The organism is Methylophilus sp. DMC18, assembly GCF_056314005.1.
In genome coordinates this window covers 429,554-452,061 of the sequence record NZ_JBQUZE010000003.1, presented here as the reverse complement: position 1 = coordinate 452,061, position 22,508 = coordinate 429,554, and the positions used below count along the sequence as shown (strand labels likewise).

Annotated in this window: 23 protein-coding genes; 10 read left to right on the top strand and 13 right to left on the bottom strand. The window is 51.7% G+C overall.

All coding sequences use genetic code 11. The annotated features are described in order from the left end of the window. Positions 1 to 38: 38 nt before the first annotated feature. From fabF to ACT53G_RS09155, 4 genes are all read right to left on the bottom strand, one after another. Positions 39 to 1,313: a beta-ketoacyl-ACP synthase II gene (fabF, locus tag ACT53G_RS09170; protein WP_228518820.1), complete on the bottom strand. Its 1,275-nt coding sequence runs from the start codon at positions 1,311 to 1,313 to the stop codon at positions 39 to 41. Between the two features lie 16 nt (positions 1,314 to 1,329). After that, a complete protein-coding gene (locus ACT53G_RS09165) occupies positions 1,330 to 2,745 on the bottom strand; it encodes a DHA2 family efflux MFS transporter permease subunit (protein ID WP_338655121.1) in 1,416 nt (471 codons plus the stop codon). Between the two features lie 75 nt (positions 2,746 to 2,820). Next, positions 2,821 to 3,726 carry an alpha/beta fold hydrolase gene (locus ACT53G_RS09160; RefSeq protein ID WP_476169214.1) on the bottom strand — a complete coding sequence of 302 codons (906 nt, stop codon included), beginning with the start codon at positions 3,724 to 3,726 and terminating at the stop codon, positions 2,821 to 2,823. 43 nt (positions 3,727 to 3,769) lie between these two features. Beyond that, positions 3,770 to 4,567 carry an SDR family NAD(P)-dependent oxidoreductase gene (locus ACT53G_RS09155; RefSeq protein ID WP_275356173.1) on the bottom strand — a complete coding sequence of 266 codons (798 nt, stop codon included), beginning with the start codon at positions 4,565 to 4,567 and terminating at the stop codon, positions 3,770 to 3,772. 134 nt (positions 4,568 to 4,701) lie between these two features. Here ACT53G_RS09155 and ACT53G_RS09150 point away from each other — a divergent pair, with 134 nt between their 5' ends. From ACT53G_RS09150 to ACT53G_RS09115, 8 genes are all read left to right on the top strand, one after another. After that, positions 4,702 to 5,310 carry a TetR/AcrR family transcriptional regulator gene (locus ACT53G_RS09150; RefSeq protein ID WP_476169213.1) on the top strand — a complete coding sequence of 203 codons (609 nt, stop codon included), beginning with the start codon at positions 4,702 to 4,704 and terminating at the stop codon, positions 5,308 to 5,310. 135 nt (positions 5,311 to 5,445) lie between these two features. Next, the gene (locus ACT53G_RS09145) at positions 5,446 to 6,123 is read left to right on the top strand and encodes a class I SAM-dependent methyltransferase (RefSeq protein WP_476169212.1); all 678 of its coding nucleotides are present in this window, start codon (positions 5,446 to 5,448) and stop codon (positions 6,121 to 6,123) included. A 245-nt stretch (positions 6,124 to 6,368) separates the two neighbouring features. After that, positions 6,369 to 6,566 (top strand): hypothetical protein, encoded by a 198-nt coding sequence (locus ACT53G_RS09140; protein WP_476169211.1) that lies wholly within the window; start codon positions 6,369 to 6,371, stop codon positions 6,564 to 6,566. A 120-nt stretch (positions 6,567 to 6,686) separates the two neighbouring features. Beyond that, positions 6,687 to 7,436 carry an AAA family ATPase gene (locus tag ACT53G_RS09135; protein WP_476169210.1) on the top strand — a complete coding sequence of 250 codons (750 nt, stop codon included), beginning with the start codon at positions 6,687 to 6,689 and terminating at the stop codon, positions 7,434 to 7,436. Positions 7,437 to 8,114: 678 nt separating this feature from the next. Further along, positions 8,115 to 8,402, top strand: coding sequence for a co-chaperone GroES (locus ACT53G_RS09130; protein ID WP_194748562.1), 288 nt, complete (start codon positions 8,115 to 8,117; stop codon positions 8,400 to 8,402). A gap of 46 nt (positions 8,403 to 8,448) precedes the next feature. Beyond that, entirely contained in the window at positions 8,449 to 10,089 is a 1,641-nt protein-coding gene (gene groL / locus ACT53G_RS09125) for a chaperonin GroEL (RefSeq protein WP_194748563.1), read from the top strand. 309 nt (positions 10,090 to 10,398) lie between these two features. Beyond that, on the top strand, positions 10,399 to 11,010 hold the full coding sequence (locus ACT53G_RS09120) for an FKBP-type peptidyl-prolyl cis-trans isomerase (RefSeq protein WP_313987319.1): 612 nt from the start codon (positions 10,399 to 10,401) through the stop codon (positions 11,008 to 11,010). A 148-nt stretch (positions 11,011 to 11,158) separates the two neighbouring features. Further along, a complete protein-coding gene (locus ACT53G_RS09115; RefSeq protein WP_476169209.1) occupies positions 11,159 to 11,581 on the top strand; it encodes a cupin domain-containing protein in 423 nt (140 codons plus the stop codon). A gap of 20 nt (positions 11,582 to 11,601) precedes the next feature. Here ACT53G_RS09115 and ACT53G_RS09110 read toward each other — a convergent pair whose 3' ends face one another. From ACT53G_RS09110 to ACT53G_RS09095, 4 genes are all read right to left on the bottom strand, one after another. Next, complete coding sequence (locus tag ACT53G_RS09110) at positions 11,602 to 12,594, bottom strand: NAD(P)H-dependent glycerol-3-phosphate dehydrogenase (RefSeq protein ID WP_275356178.1); 993 nt, start codon at positions 12,592 to 12,594, stop codon at positions 11,602 to 11,604. 61 nt (positions 12,595 to 12,655) lie between these two features. Then, on the bottom strand, positions 12,656 to 13,132 hold the full coding sequence (gene secB / locus ACT53G_RS09105; RefSeq protein ID WP_194748568.1) for a protein-export chaperone SecB: 477 nt from the start codon (positions 13,130 to 13,132) through the stop codon (positions 12,656 to 12,658). Positions 13,133 to 13,227: 95 nt separating this feature from the next. Next, positions 13,228 to 13,485, bottom strand: coding sequence for a glutaredoxin 3 (gene grxC, locus ACT53G_RS09100; RefSeq protein WP_194748569.1), 258 nt, complete (start codon positions 13,483 to 13,485; stop codon positions 13,228 to 13,230). A gap of 11 nt (positions 13,486 to 13,496) precedes the next feature. Further along, positions 13,497 to 13,916 (bottom strand): rhodanese-like domain-containing protein, encoded by a 420-nt coding sequence (locus ACT53G_RS09095; protein WP_194748570.1) that lies wholly within the window; start codon positions 13,914 to 13,916, stop codon positions 13,497 to 13,499. A gap of 146 nt (positions 13,917 to 14,062) precedes the next feature. Here ACT53G_RS09095 and gpmI point away from each other — a divergent pair, with 146 nt between their 5' ends. After that, a complete protein-coding gene (gpmI, locus tag ACT53G_RS09090) occupies positions 14,063 to 15,613 on the top strand; it encodes a 2,3-bisphosphoglycerate-independent phosphoglycerate mutase (RefSeq protein WP_476169208.1) in 1,551 nt (516 codons plus the stop codon). Between the two features lie 16 nt (positions 15,614 to 15,629). Further along, positions 15,630 to 17,009 (top strand): murein hydrolase activator EnvC family protein, encoded by a 1,380-nt coding sequence (locus ACT53G_RS09085; RefSeq protein ID WP_194748572.1) that lies wholly within the window; start codon positions 15,630 to 15,632, stop codon positions 17,007 to 17,009. Positions 17,010 to 17,056: 47 nt separating this feature from the next. Here the strand turns inward: ACT53G_RS09085 and ACT53G_RS09080 are convergent, their stop codons facing one another. From ACT53G_RS09080 to ACT53G_RS09060, 5 genes are all read right to left on the bottom strand, one after another. Beyond that, positions 17,057 to 17,356 carry a hypothetical protein gene (locus ACT53G_RS09080; RefSeq protein ID WP_313987334.1) on the bottom strand — a complete coding sequence of 100 codons (300 nt, stop codon included), beginning with the start codon at positions 17,354 to 17,356 and terminating at the stop codon, positions 17,057 to 17,059. A gap of 35 nt (positions 17,357 to 17,391) precedes the next feature. Beyond that, entirely contained in the window at positions 17,392 to 17,811 is a 420-nt protein-coding gene (locus ACT53G_RS09075) for a secondary thiamine-phosphate synthase enzyme YjbQ (RefSeq protein ID WP_194740530.1), read from the bottom strand. A 30-nt stretch (positions 17,812 to 17,841) separates the two neighbouring features. After that, positions 17,842 to 18,378 carry a hypothetical protein gene (locus ACT53G_RS09070; RefSeq protein WP_194748574.1) on the bottom strand — a complete coding sequence of 179 codons (537 nt, stop codon included), beginning with the start codon at positions 18,376 to 18,378 and terminating at the stop codon, positions 17,842 to 17,844. Between the two features lie 122 nt (positions 18,379 to 18,500). Continuing rightward, positions 18,501 to 21,083 carry an ATP-dependent chaperone ClpB gene (gene clpB, locus ACT53G_RS09065; protein WP_338655148.1) on the bottom strand — a complete coding sequence of 861 codons (2,583 nt, stop codon included), beginning with the start codon at positions 21,081 to 21,083 and terminating at the stop codon, positions 18,501 to 18,503. A gap of 117 nt (positions 21,084 to 21,200) precedes the next feature. Then, a complete protein-coding gene (locus tag ACT53G_RS09060) occupies positions 21,201 to 22,433 on the bottom strand; it encodes a sialidase family protein (protein ID WP_476169207.1) in 1,233 nt (410 codons plus the stop codon). Between the last annotated feature and the right edge of the window lie 75 nt (positions 22,434 to 22,508).

Here is a 22,508-nt window from a genome sequence, read left to right as displayed (position 1 = left end):
TATTTAAGTGATCACCCCCCAGGTTTGATCCATCATGCTCAACCGTTAAAACGTTTAAAAATGACAGATGCATTAACCCCGCCAAATCCAAACCCATTCGAAAGGGCATATTCAAGATGTCGATGAATGGGAGCTTGTGTCGTAATCGCCAGCCCAGTTGCCCGCGCATCTGGCGCGTACAAATTGATTGTGGGTGGGCAACACTGCGCTTCAATTGCTTTAATGGTAAAAATGGCTTCTAGACCGCCCGCTGCGCCCAGCAAATGTCCAGTGGAAGACTTTGTGGCACTGATCACAGGTTGGGCATGACGCTGACCAAACACAGTTCTGATGGCTGCCAGTTCACTTGCATCTCCCATGGGGGTAGACGTGGCATGCGCATTGATATGGTCAACGGCCTCGGGAGATATGTGTGCTTGATTAAGGGCAATCATCATGGCCCTGGCAGCACCGGAACCCTCCTCGGGGCTGGAGGTGATATGGTAGGCGTCAGAAGTGGTTCCATATCCCACTAATTCAGCAAGCGGTTTTGCACCTCTCGCCATGGCGTGTTCATAGGACTCAATCACCAAAATACCAGCCCCCTCTGCCATCACAAACCCATCACGATGTGTGTCAAACGGTCTTGAGGCTAACTCAGGGCTTGCCGCGTATCTTGTACTCAGTGCTTTTGCGGCTGCAAACCCGCCGAGGCTGACTTTATCAATACAAGCTTCTGTCCCCCCACAGATTGCGATATCGGCTTCATTGGCATGAATCATCCTGGCTGCATCGCCAATCGCTTGTACGCCTGCTGCACAGGCGGTAACCGGAGCACCGAGTGGTCCTTGGAATTGGTGTTTAAGTGCTATCTGCGCAGCCGCCAAATTGACCAAAAATGATGGAATCGTAAATGGCGAGAGCTTACCCACACCCACTGCTTCGCCTGTGCGGACTGCATGTGCAATGGCTGGGAAACCACCCACCCCTGAAGCGACAATGGTGGCAGTGCGTTGTTTTTGAATCTCAGTCATCGGTAGCCACTGGGCTTGCTGAATGGCCTCGTTAGCGGCAATCAGAGCAAATTGAATAAATCTGTCAGAGCGTCTTAACTCTTTTGCATCGAGATATTCAGACAAATTGAGCCCCATGCTCGGATCAAGTTCTGATGGCTTAACCCAACCGGCGATGTTGACTGGACTGCCTTCTGCCAACGCATCAGGGAGCGCAGAGATCCCAGACTTTCCCTCCAACAAATGTTTCCATGCCAAGTCAACGCCTGTTCCAAGCGGACTGACTGCGCCCATCCCAGTAATCACAATACGTTTCATCATAAATTTCCCTAAAGGCCTATTGAGTTAAATTGGCAAGTTGTTTTGGGTGGGTATTGATCGGGATACATAACATGGCCGTGATGAGCGCCAATGCAATATGTATGCTGTACGTTGGGATAAAGTCACCCGGCTTGAGCAGTGCTTTACCAAGGAATAACACGGTGATGGACACACCTATCACCGTGCCAATTTGGCGGGCAGCGTGATTGATGGCAGAACCAACGGCATAGTCTTTTTGCGGCAAACCAAACATGGCGGCAGCGGATAAAGAGGGCATGACCAAGCCGACAGAGATGCCGCTTAATAGTAAACCCGGTAGCCATGTAGCCAGATAATTAGGGGTGGTATCGGGGACCATTAAAAACCACAGCCCACTGAGGGCGTAGGTCATGGTGCCTGTGATAAGCAAAGGACGATGTCCCACTTTGGAGGCTATTTTCCCTGCAACCAATGCGGTAGGCACAACCATCAGTGGCCCTGGCATGACAGACGCACCGGCTAAGGACTGGTTTAAATGCCATATATTCTTCATCCAAAAAAAGAATGAAAAAAACATGATGGAAAACGCAATCCCGAAGGTGATGCCTGCCAGGTTTGCAAATAAAAAGGTTTTGTTTTTAAACAGGCTGAGGTCAAACAATGGTTCTGGGTAAAACTTCGCCCAAGGAATATAACTTGCCAGCAACACCCAACCTAATATCAGAATGGCTGTTAACTCATAGGGATTCCAACTAGGCGACTTCATCTCAACAATCGCAAACGCAATTGCTCCCACACCGACGACCAACTGCAACATGCCGACGAGATCAAGCCGCATATGCGCTCTTGGCTGAACCGACTCATGCAATACAGCTAAGCTTTGCCATATGCAAAATAATCCAATCGGGATGTTGATAAAAAATGCCCACTGCCAGCCGCCTACATCAATAATCCAGGAACCAATCCCCGGACCTAATGCCGCGGCCAAAGCACCAACAGCGCCCCAAGCACCCATGATGACTGACCGCCTCTCGCGAGGAAACGCCTCCAATACCAGCGCCAATGCAGAGGGGGTCAGCAGACAAGCGCCGATAGATTGAAAAACTCTGGCGACAATAAGCCATGAGACACTTGGGGCGGCACCGCATGCAAATGAGGCGCTGATAAATAACAAGGTGCCTAATGTGAATATTTTTTTACGCCCAAATTTATCTGCAATACCACCCGCCGGAATCAGCATGGCAGCATAGACAATAGAGTAGCCGCTCATCGCCCAGGATAGATCAGCGGCAGTAGAGTCCGGAAAGCTACTGAGAATATTATTGAACCCAGCATACAGAATCGTCGTATCCAGGGAGGACATAAAAATCGCAATACTGGCGATTGCGAATACCCGCCAAGCTGCCGGGATTGCTTTATTTGCTGACACTAACTGCTGTATGTTTGAGTTCATGACATTCTCTGATTTGACTTAGGCGTATTAGGAATACTGGCCACACCGCCTAGACTCGTTGCGGCCAGTGTTCGCTTAGTGACTCAGAAAGAACTCAGCTGTGTTTACAAACGAATCATGGTACTGAAAAATCGAACCGTGATTGGAGTCTGGATATAACAGCAATTGCGCGTTTTTAAGCTGCTTATATAGGGTAATCGAACCCTCGGTTGGTAACATGGTGTCATTGCTCCCCGTCACTACCAAAACCGGTTGTTGAATGGCTTTTAACGTTTTGAATTCAGGATCAGGTGTGCTCGTCCATACAATTAAGGCCTTGCCATGTGCATCTGCAATCTCCTTGCCACTTTCAGGGTCACGCCCTTCTTTTCTGGCATACACGCGAGACAAAAATGCAGCGGCGGCTTGCTTCCCTGCTTCACTTTGCGAGAAGAACAAATAGTCGCGTGGATCTGGCGCATTGGCTCTCGAAAAGGCCTCACCCAATACTTTCATCAGATGATTGCCACCGCCTTGATGGGTAGTCCCGGCGAGAATCACTTTTCGAACCAGTTCTGGATGTTGCGCAGCAAGTTCTTGAGCAACAAACCCACCCATCGAAAACCCCAACACATCCACTTGCTTATAGCCCAGCGCTTGAATAAACGCATAAGCATCTGTGGTCATTTGTGCGATGTTGTCGGCAACCACTCCATTCGTAGCACCAACACCTCTGTTATTGAACACAACCACTGGACGATTCTTGGCCAAGGCATTCACTACTGCCGGATCCCAGGCATCCATATTGCCAGTGAAGTGCTGAAGGAGCACTAATGGAGTACCTGATTGAGGGCCTAAAGTGCGGTAAGAGAATTTAATGCCATTGGCCTCTACAAATTTTGTGGCCGCTGTTTCCAGTTTATCTGCAGCCAAGGCCGTGCCTGACTCTATGATAGATAAGGTAGTGGCGATGAGTAACAATGATCTTAAAATTTTATTCACGAATATCTCCTGTTCAGTCAAATAGATGTTTAGCCCGCGGTGATTAGCTCAGGTAACGATTCGCTGGTTTAGCTAATGACAAATGCGGCCCCAATGCTTTTCTTGCCGCTTCAAATGCTTGCCAATCCTCAATATTTGGCAAAGAGGGAATAGTGATCACCTCGCCCAAATCAAATCCTCTTAGCGCGGCATCCACCAGATCATCAGTTTTCATCACCATTTCAGGCGGCAAGTGACTTGCTGGCATATTCACTTTGTCCAGGAACGGCGTATCGGTCGCGCCAGGCAATACCACCTGAATGCGCACCCCTTTGTCACCAAGTTCATGCTGCATGGATTGGCTAAACATCACCACATAAGACTTAGTTGCGTTGTAAACGCCATTGAACATTTCAGGAATATAGGCAAGCACTGAGGCAACATTGATGATGGCACCTTTGCCTTCAGCAAAAAATCGTTTGGCAGCTGCGCCGGAGAGTCGTGTGAGCGCGGTGATGTTCAATTGAATCATGGTCTCCATCGCATCCATATCAGACTCAACCAACGTCGTAGACGCACCACCACCTGCGTTATTCACCAGCAGGGTAATACTGCTATCTTCCCGTAAGCGTGTTTCGACTTTTAATAAATCAGCCTTGAGGGTCAGGTCGGCCGGCATGATTTCTACCTGACTTCCAGATGTGCTCTTAATCCCATCTGCTACTTTTTGCAGCTTTGCTTGATCACGTGCCACCAAAATCAAGTCATAACCTCGCTTTGCTAGTCGGTCTGCATACACAGCCCCAATCCCAGTTGATGCACCTGTGATCAATGCTGTCCCAAGTTTATTCACTGCATTCATTTTTTCACCTCTTTACGGTTTAACAGTTATGTATATAAATACCAATCGGTACATAAATACTATGCAACAAAATTTGCTCTGTCAACATTTTTTTGTAACAATTGGTATAAATTACTTAAGTGAAGAAAATTGAGATGACTGAAGAGTTAAAAAAGACACGAGGTCGCCCCAAAATGTTTGATAACGAGGTGATCCTGGACAAGGCTTTGAAAGTCTTTTGGGAAAGGGGCTATGAAGGCGCCTCAATGGCCGAGTTAACCTCCACGCTCGGTGTGAATAAGCCAAGTTTGTATGCTGCGTTTGGCAATAAGGAAGAATTGTTTAGGCAAGCGCTTTCTAAGTATGTCTCCGGTCCAGCTTCATTTGTGAGGATGGTGATGAAAGAGCCAACAGCGCGCAAAGTCGCAGAAAAGTTTTTATTAAGTAGCGCGGAGTTTCTAACTAGTGAAGCACATCCCAAGGGATGCATGATCGTGCAAGGCGCCCTTTCATGCGGTGAAGGCGCACAGATCATCAAAGAACAGCTTATTCAGTATAGAAAACATTATGAGGGCTTGTTGACTGAGCGATTTGAGTTGGCACAACTGGAAGGTGATTTATCGCCTGACGTAAATGCCGTTGATTTATCTAAATATTTAGCTACTCTACATCAAGGAATGTCAGTGCAAGCGGTCAATGGCGCCACTCAAGAACAACTCAAAAGGATGGTTAATGTAGCGATGTTGAATTGGCCGAGCAAATAAGGGTAACCGGTTGTTCAAGGCGACGCCAACAGCGCTCGCGTCGTTTTTGAAATGCTAAGCGGCCTCCCTAACGGCTCCCCCGACTTTTAACGTTAGGCCTTTTTTGCGCAGAGCTCACCTTTTAGGGAAACAAAGATGTCATCTTTCTCGGATCCAAAAGCGATTGTCGGCTATGCAGAGAACGCAACCCGACGTGTCCCCGGCCTGACTGACGTACACCGTATGTCGGCTATTTTATTGGCTGAGAGCACGCCACCTGAAGGGCGAGTGTTGGTGGTTGGTGCCGGCGGAGGAATGGAACTTAAACTCTTCGCGCAGTCATTTCCTGGCTGGCAATTTGACGGCGTGGATCCCTCTGCCGAAATGTTGAATTTGGCCAAGACTTCACTTGGGCCGCTGGCCTCTCGAGTTCAACTACACAATGGTTACATCGAAGCGGCTCCAATGGGGCCATTCGATGCGGCGTCTTGCCTCCTCACGCTACATTTCATCCCCGAAGCTGAACGCTTGAAGACACTGTGCGAAATTCATTCACGGTTAAAGCCTCGAGGCGTTTTTGTCGCAATGCACTACAGCATTCCTCAGGGTCCTGCAGAGCGTGAACTATGGCTATCCAGATGTGCTGAGTTTGCAATCTCATCAGGAGTAGATCGGGAGCAAGCGAAAACAGCGGCGGAGTCTATTGGTAAACAGCTCCCTATCCTTTCGCCAGACCAAGACGAAGCGCTCATGCGAAAAGCAGGCTTTACTGAAATCAGCACCTTCTATGTCGGCTTGGCATTTCGTGGCTGGGTAGCACGGGCCTCGACTTAAGCTGAGAGTTAGCAGGCTGTTTGCAAATTAACTTTAGATCTAACCCAGCATAAGTTGGAAGTTTGATCCTTTAGTCTAAAATCAGTAAAACGGTAGCGTTCTGTCTCTATATTAATAATTCAATAAACAGACGCATAAATAACAAAACCAAGAGGGAGCAAGGAACTTCAGCCATGTATATCAAATATCCTATTTTTAATATAGAGACCCATGGGCCTCTATAATTACTGTTAGGCGTCAATAGAATGAGACATCAAGCCATATCCCTAAATTTAAGTGCTCAAGAGCTTGTACTAATCACGAATGCACTTAACGAAATAATCAATGGCCCTGATGCGATTGCTTCGGTAGAGTTTCAAACGAGAACTGGTATTGGGATTAATGAGGCACGAGCACTCTTGTCTCGCATGAGTGCAGAAATTGAAAGCTTAAATGCATTATGAGTCATAGCCCAACCCAACAGTCAAGCGGGACTGGCGAAAAGGTTCTTTTATGAAATGTTTATTAATAACGGGGGTTGAGTCGCCAATGTCGCCAGCCCCTTACTTCAAACGTTGGGCGTCATGATCTCAACCCAGTACGTCAGCCGAGTCACGTTGCTAAGGGAGAAGGTCGAGTCATTCGAAAAGTATCCCTTTTGCCTACCGGCGGTACGATCACTTGAACAAATTGAACTGCACCCGGAGGTGACATTCTTTGTAGGTGAAAACGGTTCCGGCAAATCGACACTGCTCGAAGCAGTTGCAGTTTCTATGGGCTTTAACGCTGAGGGTGGAACGAAAAACTTCCGTTTCGGTACGCGTCGCTCGCACTCCGACTTGCACGAATACTTGCGCATCGCAAAAGGCATAAGGCCTCCTCGAGACGGCTTCTTTTTGCGAGCAGAGAGTTTCTTCAACGTCGCAACAGAAATTGAAAACCTCGATGCAGCCCCATCGCTAGGTCCGCCAGTCATCAATTCCTACGGAGGTCGCTCGTTGCACGAGCAGTCACATGGAGAGTCATTTTTGACGCTCATGAACGAGCGCTTTGGGGGGCAAGGTATCTACATCCTCGACGAGCCAGAAGCGGCGCTTTCGCCACAGCGCCAACTTGCAGTGCTGTCACGCATACACGATCTTGTTCTCGAAAAGTCTCAGTTCATCATTGCCACGCACTCGCCTATCCTTTTGGCGTATCCCGAAGCAGTCATATATCTTTGCGACAAAGAGGGCATCAAACAGGTCGCATACGAAGAGACTGAGCACTTTCAAGTTACGCGGGATTTTTTGGCCAACCCCGAGCGCATGTTGCGGGTGCTACTGGAGCGCTAACCGATGACGCCCAACAATACAACCCAATGGATCGCCAGAGCAAGCTGGCACCCCCTGATTTTAAACTTTAGAGCTATAAGACTATGAGCCGAATCGGAAAAGTGCTCTGTTTAATCTATGCAGTAATAATCATTGTGTGCTTTGCGGTTGCTTTTTCAGCAGAGGGTGATCTTAAAGGACAGTACGTTTTTTTACAGCTTCCCATAGCCCTTCAAATGGCAGGTATTCATGAAATCGGTCTGTCCTCAAAATTACAAAACATCTCATGGGTTGGTGCTTATGTTCTTTTGGGGCTCCCGACGTTCTTACTCTTATATTTCGTTGGTTGGGCTATTGATAGTTGTAGGCCTCACCCATCATTCAAGCGGGACTGACTAAAGTCTGGCCCTTATACTCAAATCATCCAAAAAACTTCTTTGATTGGAATGTTCAACTTAACAAGTTCGTTAAATGTATGATTTTATTGAAATGATGCTTTCCACCTAAATTACAAAAATCTCAAGTTGAATTACAAACGACAAAAACCCATAAAATTTTTATGTATTAGCCCTTGAAATCAAAAAATCCCGCCCCAAATTAGCAATCAAGGTGCGCGAGTGCTAAAATGCGTACCGCTTTGATTGTTTTAGTTTTAACGTTATCCCTATAACACTTTAGGAAAACTCCAAGGAGAATCTCATGAACATTCGTCCGTTGCACGACCGTGTAATTGTTAAACGCGCTGCTGAAGAGCGCACTACTGCTTCTGGCATTGTGATCCCTGACAGTGCAACAGAGAAACCAGACCAAGGTGTGGTTCAGGCAGTTGGCAATGGCAAAAAAGATGACAACGGCAAGGCTATCGCTTTGGACGTGAAAGTCGGCGACAAAGTATTGTTCGGCAAATACTCCGGCCAAACAGTGAAAGTCAACGGCGAAGAGCTGTTGGTGATGCGCGAAGAAGACATTATGGCGATTGTTGAGTAATCACTCGCAACTCAATCCCACACATTTATAATTTAGGAGAATTTAAATGGCAGCTAAAGACGTAAGATTTGGTGATGACGTTCGCCAAAAAATGGTAAATGGCGTTAACGTATTGGCTAACGCTGTTCGTGTAACTTTGGGCCCTAAAGGCCGTAACGTGGTATTGGAGCGTTCTTTTGGCGCGCCAACCATCACTAAAGATGGTGTGTCTGTGGCTAAAGAAATCGAACTGAAAGACAAGTTCGAAAACATGGGTGCACAGATGGTGAAAGAAGTCGCTTCTAAAACCAATGACATCGCTGGTGACGGTACAACGACTGCAACTGTGTTGGCACAAGCTATCATCCGCGAAGGCATGAAATCTGTGGCTGCGGGCATGAATCCAATGGACCTGAAGCGCGGTATCGACAAAGCGGTTGAAGCTGCTGTAGCTGACCTGAAAGCACAATCCAAACCCTGTACTACCAGCAAAGAAATCGCCCAAGTTGGCGCGATCTCTGCTAACTCTGACGCCTCTGTTGGCCAGATCATTGCGGATGCAATGGACAAAGTGGGTAAAGAAGGCGTGATCACTGTTGAAGACGGTTCAGGCCTGAGCAACGAGCTGGATGTGGTTGAAGGTATGCAGTTTGACCGTGGTTACCTGTCTCCATACTTCATCAACAACCCAGAGCGCCAAATCGCGTTGCTGGACAACCCATTCGTGTTGTTGCACGACAAAAAAATCTCCAACATCCGTGACTTGCTGCCAACCTTGGAGCAAGTAGCGAAAGCTGGCCGTCCATTGCTGATCATCGCTGAAGATGTCGATGGCGAAGCACTGGCAACCCTGGTAGTGAACAACATCCGCGGTATCCTGAAAACGACTGCAGTTAAAGCCCCAGGCTTTGGTGACCGTCGTAAAGCCATGTTGGAAGACATCGCGATTCTGACTGGCGGTACTGTGATCTCTGAAGAAGTGGGCCTGAAACTGGAAGCCGTACAACTGCACGATCTGGGTCAAGCAAAACGTATCGAAGTGGGCAAAGAAAACACCATCATCATTGACGGTGCTGGCAACGAAGAAGCGATCAAGGCCCGTATCACTCAAATCAAAACACAAATCGAAGAAGCTTCTAGCGACTACGACCGTGAAAAACTGCAAGAGCGCGTGGCCAAACTGGCTGGCGGTGTTGCCGTGATCAAGGTTGGCGCGACGACTGAAATCGAAATGAAAGAGAAAAAAGCCCGCGTGGAAGATGCATTGCACGCGACACGTGCTGCGGTTGAAGAAGGTATTGTGGCTGGCGGTGGTGTGGCATTGATTCGTGCCCGCGAAGCGATTGCCAAAGTGAAAGGTGACAACCTGGATCAAGAAGCCGGTATCAAGATCGTTCTGCGCGCGGTTGAAGAGCCACTGCGTCAGATCACCCAGAACGCTGGCGTTGAACCATCAGTCGTGGTGAACAACGTGGCTGCCGGTAAAGGCAACTATGGTTACAACGCAGCCAACGAAACCTATGGCGACATGGTTGAGATGGGCGTACTGGATCCAACTAAAGTGACCCGCTCTGCCTTGCAACACGCGGCTTCTGTGGCTGGCCTGATGCTGACCACTGACTGCATGGTGGCTGAACTGCCTAAAGAAGATGCACCAGCAATGGGTGGTGATATGGGCGGCATGGGTGGCATGGGCGGTATGATGTAGCCTTTGCTTGGATGACATCATTGCCGACCATACAAAACAGTGGCGCGGCATGATGTCATTTCAATCTTCCCTGCATCGGTGATGCGTCGTTAGTTTTGACATTTAGTCCTTGCCGTACTTCATGTACTGTCTGCGTCGTAAATGTTTCAACGCCTAGCCTCACCTTGGCATTGAAGTTGAAATGCCCTAACAAGCATTCTCACAAACAAAACCCGCTTCTGCGGGTTTTGTTTTATCTGTCATTCTCCGCCATAATGGCGAATGGCGCGGCGCATATGCGCGGCATACTCATCTCACGAAAGAATTCATATGACTACTCTAAACACCCTCACTCAACGCCTGAGCTATATCGTCGGCGAAAATATGGCTCACCAATTGCAAAATGACGGCCTGGAGCTGGATGCTGCGGCCGTGGCGCTGGCAGTGAGCGATGTGATGGCCGGCAATGCTTCACGCATGACCGACGACGAAAAACGCAGCACAGTGGAACAAGTACAACAAGAGAGCCAGGCCAGACAGATGGCTGCCCACGCGAAAAACAAGGCGGCAGGTGAAGCCTATCTGGCAGACAATGCGAAAAAAGAAGGCGTAACCACAACAGCAAGTGGCTTGCAGTATAAACAACTGGTCGCAGGCGATGGCGCCAAGCCTACCACCAGCGACCGTGTCAAAGTCCACTACCACGGCACACTGACCGACGGCACGGTGTTTGATAGCTCTTATCAGCGCGGCGAACCGATTGTGTTTCCGGTGACTGGCGTGATTGCAGGCTGGGTAGAAGGCTTGCAGTTGATGAACGTAGGTAGCAAGTTTGAGCTGACTATCCCATCGCACCTGGCGTATGGCGCAAACGGCAGCGGCCCGGTGATTGGCCCGGATGCGACGTTGGTGTTTCAGGTTGAGTTGTTGGCTATCGAATAAGCCGGTCCTGGTAATACAAATTCAAGGCAATACAGATTCAGGGCACCCGTCGGGTGCCCTTTTTCATGGGGCCGCCGATTCCCGGCTTGCCTCCCTGCCTGCGCTATTGTTAGACTTTGTGAATCTTTCACATTGTCGAGCGCCACAGATGCAAGATCCTCAATTAAACTTAACCAGTGAAATCGTGACTGTGCGCCCTGAACACAGCATAGATACCATTCAGCACCTGCCCAATTATGTGGGCATCTCTCAAATGACCGCGGGGGCCTGTGGCATTTCGATGAATATCGTGGTGATCCCGCCAGCGGCCAAAGCGCAACCGCATTACCATCAAGGCTTTGAAACGGCGATTTACCTGCTAAAGGGTGAAGTGCAAACGTTTTATGGTGAAAATTTGAGCAAGTCCTGCACCAATCAAGCGGGCGACTTTATTTTCATTCCGGCAGGGGTGCCGCATCAACCAGTCAATTTGAGCCCTGATACCGAAGCGATTGCGCTCGTGGCACGTAACGATGCCAATGAGCAGGAAAGTGTGCGGGTCTATACGGCTCAGGCCTCTGTGCTTGGCTGATCAAGCCGCTGGCAAAAAACCTAGACGGACTCTTGTCGCTGACCGCGACCCAACAAGGCGCTGACGGCTGCTTGCGCCGTTTTCTGGTTAGTGAGTAGTTGATTGACTTCAAAAGTGATGGGCATTTCGACGTCTATGGTTTCGGCACGACGCATGACTTCACGCGCAGTGTTGACGCCTTCTGCCACGTGGCCCAATCCCGCCAGAATGCTCTCTAATGATTTGCCAGAAGCCAGTTGCAAACCGACTTCACGGTTACGCGAATATTGGCCGGTACAGGTCAGAATCAAGTCGCCTGCCCCCGCCAAGCCCATAAAGGTCTCGGCCTTGGCACCCAGCGCCATGCCAAAGCGGGTGATTTCGGCTAAGCCCCGCGTGATCATGGCAGCGCGCGCATTGTTACCAAAGCCCATGCCGTCAGAGATACCGGCAGCAATCGCCATCACGTTTTTAACCGCCCCACCCACCGAAGCGCCGACCACGTCGACGCTATCGTAGACACGCAAGCAGCCGCCATGAATCAGCTGTGCTGATTGCTGTGCCAGCTCGCGGTGATTGGCGGCGAGTGTAATTGCCGTTGGCAGGCCTCGCACCAGTTCGGCGGCAAAGCTGGGGCCGCTTAACACGCCCCACGGATACTCTGCGCCCAACTCCTCTTGCGCCACTTCAAAAGGCAGTTTTGCCGTTTGCGGCTCCAGGCCTTTGTTGGCCCAGATCAAGGGCTGTTGTATGCCCAGACTTTTGAGTTGCTGCAAAATCGGCCGGAAACCCGCCGTAGGCACCACGGATAAAATCAAATCGGCGCCATCAATCGCTGCAGCCAGATCATCCTCTACCGAGAGTTTTTCAGGGAAAGCAAAGTCGCCCAGATACAGCGGATTGGCACGCGCCTTGCGCATGCCAGAAACGTGCCCGCTATTACGCGCCCACAACACCACCTCGTGCTGCAAGGCAATATGCATGGCAAGTGCAGTACCCCAGGCACCTGCACCAAGAACGGCAACTTTACTCATTTGGATGGATCCTGATCAGTCACCGCGTGCTGTCTGCGGTGACTGACAAAGTGAGACGAAATTAGTTAGGGGCGCCTGCCGCTTGCGCAGCTTGTTGCTGCTGTTGCAGGTACAAGGCTTCGAAGTTGATCGGGTTCAACAACACGGGCATGAAGCCAGCGCGGGTAACCATATCGGAGATGGCTTCGCGTGCATAAGGGAACAAGATGTTAGGGCAAGCCACCGCCAGGATAGGCTCCATGTTTTCTTGTGGCACGTTGCGGATGGCAAAAATACCGGATTGGTTCACTTCTACCAGGAATGCGGTTTTATCTTCGATTTTCGCGGTCACAGTCACTTTGATGGAGACGTTGAAAATACCATCTTCAACCTGTTGTGCCGTATTACCCAGTTCTACATTGATCTGTGGCGTCGTACGCTCGGTGAAAATCGCTGGTGCATTAGGCACTTCGATAGAAGCATCATGCACATACAATTTTTCGATGCTGAAAATCGGTGCTGCGTTTTGGTCCGCTTGGTTTTGTGGTTCCTGAGCCATGAATCGTCCTTAAAATTATCAATACACAAAGGCGCTATTCTAACCGGACATCCCTGGCCTGACTATGGGTTTTTTATGACAGCGGACAGGTCACTTCAAGCGGCCAGCAACGGGTCCAGACCGCCCTGCACATCCAGGGCATGCAAGTCATCAAAGCCGCCAACATGGTGCTCGCCAATAAAAATCTGTGGCACCGTACGGCGGCCGGTTTTTTCCATCATTTCGGCCCGTAACTCTGGCTGCAAATCGACACGAATTTTTTCAATTTCGGTCACGCCCTTGTTTTTCAATAACCGTTCGGCATTGATGCAATAAGGGCAGACTGCCGAGGTATACATCACTACTTTTGCCATCATGATTCCTTTCAAGTGGATGACTTGGTGGCTGGCATCTTGGCCTCCACCCAGGCGGCCATGCCACCTTTGAGCACATTCAACGTGGTAAAGCCCTGTGCCTTGAGCAATTTGGCGGCGGCGTTGGCGCGGCTGCCGCGCTGGCAAACCAGCAACACCGGCTTTTCCTTGAATTTTTGAATTTCATTTATGCGGTCAGCCAGTTGCGCAAGCGGAATATGGCGCGCACCCTGCAAATGCCCCTGGGCAAATTCGTCCGCCTCGCGCACATCCAGTACCAAAGCAGATTTTCTATTCATCAGCATCACGGCTTCAGTGACTGAGAGCACAGTTGCCCCCGCCGCAGAACGGCTCAGCATGGGTAAGATGAGCGCCAGGCCAGAGCCCACCGCCAGTCCGATTAACAACACATTATGTTTTAAAAATTCCACAGCGTTACTCACTTTGTTGGGTTATGACGACCGGTGTGCGGTCTTCAGGAGACTGGCCGCTTGGGTAGGCGTGACCAGCGGTTGCGATTATAATAGACGAATTCATCAATCCGACATTTCGTCATCACTTTTAAAGATTGTTAGCCATGTCTATCAAACCTGTCATATTGCTGATCCTCGATGGTTTTGGCCACAGCGAGACCCGCGAACACAATGCTGTTTTACAGGCAAACACGCCCAACCTCGACCGGCTCAAAGCCACTTACCCCCACAGCCTGATCAACGCATCCGAACACTATGTCGGCCTGCCAGACGGCCAAATGGGCAATTCTGAAGTGGGTCACCTGAATATTGGGGCGGGACGCATTGTCTTTCAAGACTTTGAGCGTATTAATAACAGCATCAGCAGTGGTGAGTTTTTCAAGTTACCCGCCCTGGTCAATGCCATGCAGGCCCTCAAAGCCAGTGACAAAGCGCTGCATATCCTGGGCCTGCTGTCTGATGGCGGCGTGCATAGCTACCAGCCGCATATTCACGCCCTGCTCGAAATGGCCAAGCAACAGGGCCTGAGCAAGGTGTATGTGCATGCCTTTCTCGATGGCCGCGACACCCCGCCCAAAAGCGCGCAGCCTTACCTGCAAGCGCTCGAAGACCATCTCCAGCAGCTGGGCGTTGGCCGGGTGGCCTCTGTGGGCGGCCGCTTTTATGGCATGGACCGCGACAAGCGCTGGGAGCGGGTCTCGGTGGCATATGAGTTGCTGGTCAATGGTACAGCCGAATATGTGGCGGCAGATAGCCTGACCGCCTTGCAGCAAGCGTACGCCCGCGATGAAAGCGACGAGTTTGTGAAGTGCACGGCAATTCGCGCGGCTGACGAAGCCCCCGTGCGTATGGAAGACGGTGACTGCCTAGTGTTCATGAACTTCAGGAGTGACCGCGCCCGCCAACTGACCGATGCCCTGCTCAACCAGCAGTTTGCAGGCTTTGAGCGCAGCCGGGTGCCACGCTTTAGCCACTATTTCACGCTGACCCAGTACGACAAAAACCAGACGCTGGCAGAACCGATTTTCGCGCCCTACACCGTGCCCAATACCTTTGGCGAATACGTCTCCAAGCTCGGGCTCAAGCAATTGCGCATTGCCGAAACTGAAAAGTATCCGCACGTGACGTTCTTCTTCAACGGCGGTGAAGAAACCGTTTTTGCTGGTGAAGACCGCATTCTGGTGCCTTCACCCAAAGTTGCGACCTATGACTTGCAACCAGAAATGAGTGCGCCAGAAGTCACCGACAAACTGGTCGCCGCCATTGAATCACAGCAATATCAGGCCGTGATCTGCAACTATGCCAATGGCGATATGGTGGGCCATACCGGCAACTTGCAAGCGGCCATTAAAGCGGTAGAAACGCTGGACACCTGTGTCGGCCGGATTGTGGCGGCTGCCCAAAAAACCGGCGCTGAAGTGATTATTACCGCCGACCATGGCAACGCCGAGAGCATGTTTGACCACACCAGTGCGCAGGCACACACCCAGCACACCACCAATCTGGTGCCCTTTATTTACGTTGGGCGCCAGGCGATGATTCGTAGCGGCGGCGCACTGTCAGACATTGCACCGACCTTGTTATCGCTGATGGGGGTCGCACAACCTGCAGAAATGACCGGCCAGTCGCTGATCCAATTGAATGCTGCGGCCTGAGTGGCCACTCAGGTGCATGACTCCGATCCTCGTTAAGCAGCTGGCAAAGCCAGCGATCAAGTGCTTTAGCCTGTTGGCAGGCCTCTGGCTCTGTGGCGCCGTGAGCCTGCCAGCGCAGGCCGCGACTGCGGACAAAACAGAAACGACCAAAGGCGATCTCGAACAGGTCAAAGAGAAAATTCAGCAACTGGCCAATGCGCTGAAAGCTTCGCGCGTGGCCAAACAGGATGCACATGAAGCGCTCAAGGCTTCGGAAACGGCCATCAGCGCATCCCGCAAAAAATTGCGCGAGATTCAGGATGCGCAGCTGGAAAACCGCAGCAAGTTACAAGACTTGCAAAAGCAGCTCAACGGTCTGCAACGTCAGGTCAACCAGCAAAAACAATCGCTCAACGAGCAGCTAAACCAGCAATATCGGCATGGCAACCATAGCCCGCTGCAAATGCTGTTGCAACAACAGGACCCCAACAACACGGCACGCAATCTTAAATACCTGGGCTATCTGACGGCGGCGCACCAGCAACAGATTCAGTCGCTGCAAACTAACCAGGAAGCCATAGACCGCGTCCGCACGCAAACCACCGAACAATTGCACGAAACCGAACGTCTGGCCAGCCAATACAGCGACACCACGCAAAAACTGGAAAACGAAAAATCACTGCGTAGCGAGGCGTTAAAAGAGCTGTCCAAACAGATCGAAACGCAAGAACAGCAGATGGTCCGGCTGAAAAAAGACGAAGAAGCGCTGTCACAGTTGTTCCAGCGCTTGCTGGCCGAGGCCAAGAAACGTGAGCAGGAAGCGCTGGCGAAAGCCAAGCGCGAGAAAGAAGCAGCGGCTAAAAAAGCCGCCGAACTGGCGACGCGCAAAAAGAAATCTGGCGGCCGCACGTTTGAGCATACGCCGCAAGCGACAGTCGATGAATCAGGCAGCGACACGCAAAGCAGCACCGTGATTGCCAAAAACGAAACGCTGCCTGAATACAATGCCAACAAGGAAAACTTTGCCCAGTTACGGGGACGCTTGCGCCTGCCGGTGCGCGGCGATGTGATCAACCGTTTTGGCACGGCCCGGGCAGAGACCGGGGTAAGCTGGAAAGGCATCTTCATCCGCGCCAGGGAGGGCAGCGAGGTGAAATCGGTCGCGGGCGGGCAAGTGGTGTTTGCCGACTGGATGCGTGGCTTTGGCAACCTGATTGTGATTGACCACGGCAACGGCTACATGAGCCTGTACGGTAACAACGAGGCCTTGTACAAATCGTCAGGGCAAAGTGTTAAAGCGGGCGATACGATTGCCGCGGTGGGCAATAGCGGTGGCAATGCTGAAAATGGGGTTTATTACGAACTGCGCCGCAACAGTGTGCCGTTTGATCCGCTGCAATGGAGTAGTGTGCGTTAGGCGTTGGCCCGCCTTGCGCACCCCGGTGTCCTGGTCGGCGCGCGGTCCTAGTACCGTTCTTCTGTTGAAGAATCCACGGCCTCGCGCACATGCTGCCTGGCTTCCAGATACAACTTGTCGAGCTCAGCTTGCGACATGGTAAGCGTGGTGTTAGAGACCTGCATGAGTTGCACGGAGCGCGTGCCCCCCGCTGCTGGCATCGCATCCGCTGGCGGCGCCAGATCATTGGACGACACATCACTGGGTGGCAGGGGAAGCGCTGTAGACGCTTGGCTGGGCGCATCTTCGCTACAAGCCACCACCAAGAAACTACAGGTCAGAGATAAAAACAGTTCAGAATAACGCACGGCAATACGACACTTCTATCAAATACTCAAAAATCTTATTCACCCATCACATGCATGAGGACGCGTCTGCGGGCAGGCAGGTGCCGATGCTCAAACAAAAAAATGCCTTGCCACTGGCCCAGGGCAACTCTGCCTTGTAGCACAGGAATCGACAAGCTGGTTTGTGTCAGCGCGGTACGCACATGTGCAGGCATGTCATCCGGGCCCTCCACGGTATGAATGAACAGGTCATCGCCATCCGGTACCAGCCGGTTAAAAAAGGCTTCCAGGTCCACCAGCACATCGCGGTCATAATTTTCATTGATCAGCAGGCTGGCTGAAGTGTGCTGGATATACAGCGTCAACAAGCCGGACTGAATGCCGGATTGCTGCACCCATTGCAATACCTGCGGCGTGATGTCATACAAACGCCGACCTTGGGCATTAATAGAGAGGGTTTCGTGCTGTTGTCGCATCCATCAATCTATCCGTAAATCAGCGTCAGTTTACCAGTAACGCCAGCCGCCGCCCCAATAGGGCCGGGGTCCCCAAGGGCCACCATAAAAACCGGGGCCGCCGTAAAAACCTGGCCCGTAAAACCAGGGATCCATGCTGCGCAACCGGGCATAATCCCGTTCACGCTTTAACTTGGCTTCTGCCTCGGCGCGCGCTTTTTCACGCTTGTTAATCTCATCGGCGATGGCGTTTTGCTGCGCCAGCGCATTCGCCTGCTGCATATAATCAAGCACGCCTTTGGAAATACCTTTTTGATGCCATGACAGCACCTCTGAAGGGGTCAATGCATAACGCGATTGCGACTGCTTGATTGCATCAATAATTTCGGCATCCGTCTTGCCCTGCTTGCTCATGGTCACAATCTCATCCAAACTCAACGTCGACTGCGGCGGTGGCACCAGCGCAGCGAGTTGCTCGGGAGAAATACGGTCAATCTGCACCGGTTGCGGTGGTTGTGTCGCGCATCCGCTCATCAAACCGAGCAAAAAAATGATCAAGGACAAACGCCAAGCTTGTGAGTCTCGCATAGTTGCTCCATTTTACACCCGCACAATAAAAAAGGGTCATACGAATATGACCCTTTGCCTGCACCACAGGTTCAGCCTGCATGCAGATGACTACGCTGCGCTCAAGATGAGTGCACTGACACTCAGGCTTTGCGGAACTGCATTTTCCCACCCTGAAAATCCACCTGTATCGTGTCTTTGGCCGCAAACTGCCCAGCCAGGATTTCACGTGCCAGCGGATTCTCAATTTCACTTTGAATGGCGCGTTTGAGCGGACGTGCGCCATAAACGGGATCAAAGCCTGCATTGGCAATTTCGGCCAGCGCCGCATCGGTGACGTCGAGTTGCATCTCCATGGCCGCCAGCCGTTTGGCCAGCAATTGCAACTGGATATTGGCAATCGACTTCACATGCGCTTCTCCCAGTGAATGGAACACGACCACCTCATCAATCCGGTTGATGAACTCTGGCCTGAAGTGCGTCTTCACCTCACCCATCACCGCCAGTTTAACCACCTGATAATCCTGGTCACTCATGCTCTGGATCATCTGGCTACCCAGGTTAGAGGTCATGATAATGACGGTATTCTTAAAGTCTACCGTCCGCCCCTGGCCATCGGTCAGGCGACCATCGTCCAGCACTTGCAGCAACACGTTAAACACATCCGGATGCGCTTTTTCCACCTCGTCCAGCAATACGACTGAATAAGGCTTGCGGCGCACGGCTTCGGTCAGCGTGCCGCCTTCTTCATAGCCAACATAGCCGGGGGGCGCACCAATCAAACGCGAGACCGAGTGTTTTTCCATAAACTCACTCATGTCTATGCGCACCAGATGGTCTTCACTGTCGAACAGAAAGTTGGCCAGCGCCTTGCACAACTCGGTTTTACCCACGCCAGTCGGCCCCAGGAACAAAAAGCTGCCATATGGTCGGTTAGGGTCACTCAAGCCACTGCGTGAACGGCGGATCGCATCCGAGACCAGCCGAACCGCTTCGTCCTGGCCCACCACGCGCGCATGCAGGCTGTTTTCCATATTGAGCAGCTTTTCGCGCTCGCCGGTCATCATTTTGCTGACCGGGATGCCGGTGGCCCGGCTGACCACTTCAGCAATTTCATCGGCACCGACTTCGGTACGCAACATTTTATGTTTGACCGTGCCACTCGCTTCAGCGCTTGACGCGTGCTTCAACTGGGCTTCGAGTTGCGGCAATTTGCCATACTGCAACTCTGAGACTTTTTGCCAGTCGCCTTTGCGTTTGGCGGCTTCCATCTCCAGTTTAATTTTTTCAATCGCCTCTTTCACGCCTGCCGAGCCTTGTACGGCAGCCTTCTCCGCTTTCCAGATTTCCTCGAGGTCGGCATACTCTTTTTCAAGCTTGCTGATTTCTTCTTCAATCAGGCCAAAGCGTTTCTGGCTGGCTTCATCTTTCTCGCGGCGCACGGCTTCACGCTCAATCTTAAGCTGAATCAGTCGGCGATCCAGCTTATCCATCACTTCCGGCTTGGAGTCGATCTCCATCTTGATACGCGAAGCCGCCTCGTCGATCAGGTCGATGGCCTTATCCGGCAAAAAACGGTCCGTAATATAACGGTTAGACAGTTCTGCCGCCGCGACAATGGCCGGATCGGTAATTTCCACACCGTGGTGTAATTCGTACTTTTCCTGCAAACCGCGCAAGATGGCAATGGTCGCCTCGACGCTAGGTTCATCCACCAGCACCTTCTGGAAGCGACGCTCCAAGGCCGCATCTTTTTCGATGTATTTACGGTATTCATCCAGCGTGGTCGCGCCCACGCAATGCAGCTCACCCCGGGCCAATGCAGGCTTGAGCATATTGCCGGCATCCATCGCGCCTTCAGATTTGCCGGCACCGACCATGGTATGAATCTCGTCAATAAAGACGATGGTCTGGCCTTCGTCTTGCGCCAGCTCCTTGAGCACCGCTTTCAAACGTTCTTCAAATTCGCCGCGGTATTTGGCCCCGGCCAACAGGGCAGCCATGTCCAGGCTCAATACTTTTTTGTTTTTAAGCGAATCAGGCACTTCGCCATTGACGATACGCTGCGCCAGGCCTTCTACAATCGCGGTTTTACCCACGCCGGGCTCACCGATCAATACCGGATTATTTTTGGTGCGGCGCTGCAAAACCTGAATGGCGCGCCGAATCTCGTCATCGCGGCCAATCACCGGATCCAGCTTGCCAGCACGGGCGCGCTCGGTCAGGTCCAGCGTGTATTTTTTCAACGCTTCGCGCTGGCCTTCCGCTTCCTGGCTGTTGACGGAATCATTGCCGCGCACGGCTTTAATCGCCTGCTCAAGTGCAGTTTTACTCAAGCCATGTTGCTTGAGCAGTTGCCCGGTGGGGCCTTTATCTTCGGCCAGCGCCAGCAAGAACATTTCGCTGGCAATATAGCTGTCGCCGCTCTTTTGCGCGAGCTTGTCAGTGACATTGAGCAAATTATTGAGGTCGCGCGACACGCTGACATCGCCGCTGTTTTCGCTGACTTTGGGCAGGTTGTCTATGGCTTGCTGCAACCCGGTTTTAAGTGCGCTGACTTGCGCGCCTGCGCGTGACAACAGCGCCGCTACCCCACTGTCGTCCTGGTTGAGCATGGCCAGCAACAAGTGAGGCGCTTCTATGGTGGGATGATCCGCCCCGACGGCCATGCTCTGCGCATCGGCCAGGGCCTGTTGAAATTTAGTCGTGAGTTTATCAAAACGCATGGCAAACCCTTTCTTGATTAAAGTATCGCCGCACGCTTGCGGCTGGATACCCATATAATGCGGCGGGTTTTTGCGTTTTCAATAGCGCCAGATCAAATGACAGCGTTTTTGAGCTGGCTATTTTGCGAATGGCAGGACTTTCAAGCCTTGATCACTGGTATTCACGGCCAGCGACACCTGGCCTTGTAAATTGAGCCATTGCGGGTAATCCAGCTTTGTCGTGCTATGCAGCATGACACTGGGCGTGCCCCAGGTACGGCCACCATCCACAGAGACCATGCCCACAATATCAAAACCGCTGCTATCCCGCTCTTGCCAGGCCAGCCAGACTTTATCGGCCACGCTCAACAAGGCCGGATGACTGGCATTGCGTTTGAGGTCACCAATCCGTTTCGGCGGTGAGCTCACCCAGGCTTGGCCATCCATGCGCGCCAGCCGCAAACCGGGCTTGTCCCCAGCCCCATCAAAATAGGCCAAGTGATAGCCAAAGCCTTCACCAACCGCAATCGCAGCACCATGATGCGGACAACCATCCAGTTTCCAGTGACCATAACTGGCACGCACCAGCACCGGTTTGCCGGTGCCACCAATTTCGGCCATGGCATGGTCGCGCTCACTGCCCTCAAAGACATGCCGCCACAAGACCGCCACCGTGCCATCCGGCTTGCTGGTCATGGCAATCCGGCAACACTCGCAGCTGCTATCCGCCAATTTTTGTTCTGGGGCAAAACTTTTGCCTTGATCGCTTGAAACCGCATAGTAAATGGCAGCACCATCATACGGTTTACCCGTAGCCTTGGCGGCCAGCAAATCACGTTTATCCACCCAGGCCACGGTGATGGTGCCATTGGCGGCCACGTGCAAACTGTCAAAACGGTGGGTGATTTCATCGCGGTGCTGGTGCACGATATAAGGGGCCTCAAAGCTTTTGCCGCCATCGGTAGAGCGTGCAAACCAGATATAGCCGGCATAAGGCTTTTTCAGCGATTCGGTCCAGGTGACATACAGATGGCCATTGGGGCCAACCGCAATCTTGGGCCTGGCTTCGCCATCGGCGGCCACTTTCATCGGCAACGGATTGACCACGGTTTCCCGACCAAGGGGTTTGCCCGTGGCATCCAGCAAAGACACCCAGACCTGACCCTGCCTGGCCTGAGCCAGCCAGATGCGGCCGGCACCCTCGGGCGCGACACTGACGGCCAGGGCGTTGGGTGCCTGCTCGGCATGGCCCTCATGACCTTCGTGCGCTTGCGCACAATCCACCCAGCTTGTCATCAGGACAAACAGCCCTAAAACCACGCTTAACCCATGCCTGAGCAGATTGATTTTATGTATAAAATTGACGTTCATTAACACAAGTGAAACTCGCTAAAGTTTAGCGCCAACTGCGCCGTTAACCCACTTAATCGTCCCAGATAGACGCCT